4 protein-coding genes are annotated in these 2,654 nt (G+C 67.7%); 3 read left to right on the plus strand and 1 reads right to left on the minus strand.

Annotation, left to right across the window (positions count from 1 at the left end; translation table 11 throughout):
• Positions 1-233: 233 nt before the first annotated feature.
• The gene (locus tag MHW47_RS34295) at positions 234-992 is read left to right on the plus strand and encodes a hypothetical protein (RefSeq protein ID WP_239227750.1); all 759 of its coding nucleotides are present in this window, start codon (positions 234-236) and stop codon (positions 990-992) included.
• 58 nt (positions 993-1,050) lie between these two features.
• Entirely contained in the window at positions 1,051-1,548 is a 498-nt protein-coding gene (locus tag MHW47_RS34300) for a hypothetical protein (protein ID WP_239227751.1), read from the plus strand.
• Positions 1,549-1,627: 79 nt separating this feature from the next.
• On the opposite strand, the gene MHW47_RS34305 is transcribed toward MHW47_RS34300, so the two are convergent.
• On the minus strand, positions 1,628-2,284 hold the full coding sequence (locus MHW47_RS34305) for a hypothetical protein (protein ID WP_239227752.1): 657 nt from the start codon (positions 2,282-2,284) through the stop codon (positions 1,628-1,630).
• A gap of 99 nt (positions 2,285-2,383) precedes the next feature.
• Here MHW47_RS34305 and MHW47_RS34310 point away from each other — a divergent pair.
• Positions 2,384-2,654, plus strand: a 271-nt coding sequence (locus MHW47_RS34310; protein WP_239227753.1) for a hypothetical protein, incomplete at its 3' end; no start/stop codon positions are given.

Here is a 2,654-nt window from a genome sequence, read left to right on the forward strand (position 1 = left end):
CGGACACGACGCGCCGCCGCTACGCGGCGGACGAACCGCAGCGCTCCGCGCTGCTGGCCGGCGACTCCGTCGCCGGTGTGGCCAACTCCGTTGGCCACAGATCGAATTGCTCCGCAATTCGCCCTGCGGAAATTCGCTCCGCGAATTTCCGGGGCTGGCGGTGCTGCGCCCGCCGATAACAGCCCCTGGGCCAGGCCGGTACGCCGCTGTCGACGTCGGCGGCGAAGGATGCGGTGGAGCAGTGCAGCGAGCCGGACGCGGACGGCCGTCAGGTGTGCTTCGGCAAGTCGACCCCGGCCCCCAAGGGCAAGGCGCCCCACGCGTCTGAGAAGGCGGGTGCGGCGGCGGCGACCGCAGGTGTGGAGTGGTGCAACACCGACTTCGAATCCATCCTCGCGACCCGGTTCATCCAGTGCGATGTGCGCACGGTGCCGGTCATCATCCGCATGGACGGTGTGCCGCAGGCCGTGGCGGATTTCATGTTCCTGCGGATGCTGGAACTTGACGGACAGAACACGTTCACCGAGCACCTGACGATCGAGCCCGCCCAGCAGATCCCGCTCGCGTTCCGCGAGATCAACTTCGTGGGCTGGAATCATCTGTGCGAAACCTCGTGTACGCCGCAGGAGCAGCCGGTGACGGCGTGGAAGGGCAAGCCGTGGTGGGTGCCGGGTGAAATGCACTCGGCGACGCTGACGACGCCGTTCAGCTGGGATACGTCGCTGGCCAGTACGGACTACCGGTTCAAGCCTGACATTCAGATAGACGCGAACATTCTCCCCGCCGACGGGAAGATCCGCCCGTTCCAGACCGGCTACCAGTGGTCGCTCGACTACGACGGCGGCACCGAGGACCTCGACCGTATTCGCTGCGACACCCCGCAGGAGACGCTCCGGCGGGGTCGGCTCCGGGCTGTGTGTTCGTCAACGTCGCGCCCACGTACACGTTCAACGCGAAGGCGTTCCCGCAAGCCGCCGCTCACGCGTGGCTGATTCAGAAGGCCACGGCCAAGCACCCGGGTTCGATGGCTGATCAGAACCCCTGTACTACATGGGTGATGAGTCGCAGAACAACCGTTCCCGTGCGCGGATCTGCCCCACGGGGTGGGCCGCGGACAACAGCGACTACTCCGCCCTGGTGGATGCGGACGACACGTTGAACTGCGATGAGTTCGCGTTCGCGTCCTCGTACAACAGCGGAGGCATGTCGTCCACCGAGGGCGGCATCAACCCGGCGATCCCGCCGGGGAAGACCACCCCCAGCGGGGATGCTTGCATTTCGATGTACGCGAAGAAGCACGACAGCATGATCCACCTGTTCTCGCAGAACGGGGCTGACCCCACGTTCAACGAGGTGTGCGGCCGGGCGGCGATCTCGGGCATGCACAACCAGGAATCCATGGGCGGCCACTTCGCGAACTTCATGAAGCAGATGCGCATCAAGGACAAGGATGCGTACTGGCTGGATACGCGCATGGATGACGGCGGCACCTGCCGTTACGGTGTCGGCGGCGGTCAGCCCGTGATCTGCGAACTCGACGCACAGTAGCACCCCAGCGCCAACCCGCTTCGGCCCCCACCCAAGCCGTCAGGGTGGGGGCCGAAGCCGTTGTGCAGGCGCGTGCGGCTCAAGGAGTGAGGAGGTGGACGGCGGGGAGATTCCCGGCCTGCGCGGCATCCTGGTCGATGCTCAGCCCCGTATAAGCGCCCAGCGCGGTGAACACCAGGGTGGGCAGGCGCGCGCCGTGCCGTTCGTAGTAGGCGGTCACCTCGTCGGCAGTGGCGTCGGGGATGGAGGGGAAGACGGCACCGGCGGCAGTGAGCGCCGCGTCCAACGCCGACCCGTGGCCGGTGATGGTGCCGAACTCTGCCCGCCGTATCAACTCGTCGCCTTCGACGTGCAGGATCGCGGCGGGCGGGCTGTACAGGTTCCGGCTGGCGCACAGGATCTCTTCACCCGGGCCGGGCCTCATCGAGGGGACACGGCGGAAGCCGGTTGCCCAGGTCGCGGCGTGGTCGTTCTCCAGCACGTACGTCCACTCACCCTCGCTGCCGTACATCGCGTAGGCGTAGCAGGTCGGGTCGTGGCCGGGCGGGGTGGGCTGGCTACGCAGTTCGGCCAGCGGGGTGCGGGCAGCGAGCTGATCGAGGTCGGCCCCGAGGTTGATGAGGAACTCGTCAGGGTCGATACCACGGGCGAGGGTAAGGGAGATGCCGCCGCACATTCCGGGGACGGGCGTGGCGGTGAGGGCGTGGGCGCCTATCCAGGTGAGGCCGTTGGTCATGGAGGGGAGTCCGCTCGCTGGTGGGGCGGGGTCGAGCTTAAGGGCTCGCGCTTTCATGAAGCGGGCATCCCGACGGGTGGTCAGGTATGCAAACACCTGATGGCGTTGCCGGTCTGGCCCGCCGCGACACGCGAGCGCGCCCGCTCGTACATCGCGGGCGGCCGTCGCCTCAGAGCGGAGTTGGCGGAGCAGTTCATCGCCGAACTCCGGGCGGCCCCCGCGGCGGCCGCGGGGCCGGCCGCTCCTCAGCCCAGCACTACGGAGCGCTGGCCTCCAGCAGGGTCGGTCGTCCAAGGTGGGGCGATGAGCGCACTGCGACCCGGTGACATCACCGACGAGATGATCCAGACCATGGACGCGGCCAAGCGGC

The organism is Streptomyces sp. OfavH-34-F, assembly GCF_022347745.1.
Classification (GTDB): domain Bacteria; phylum Actinomycetota; class Actinomycetes; order Streptomycetales; family Streptomycetaceae; genus Streptomyces.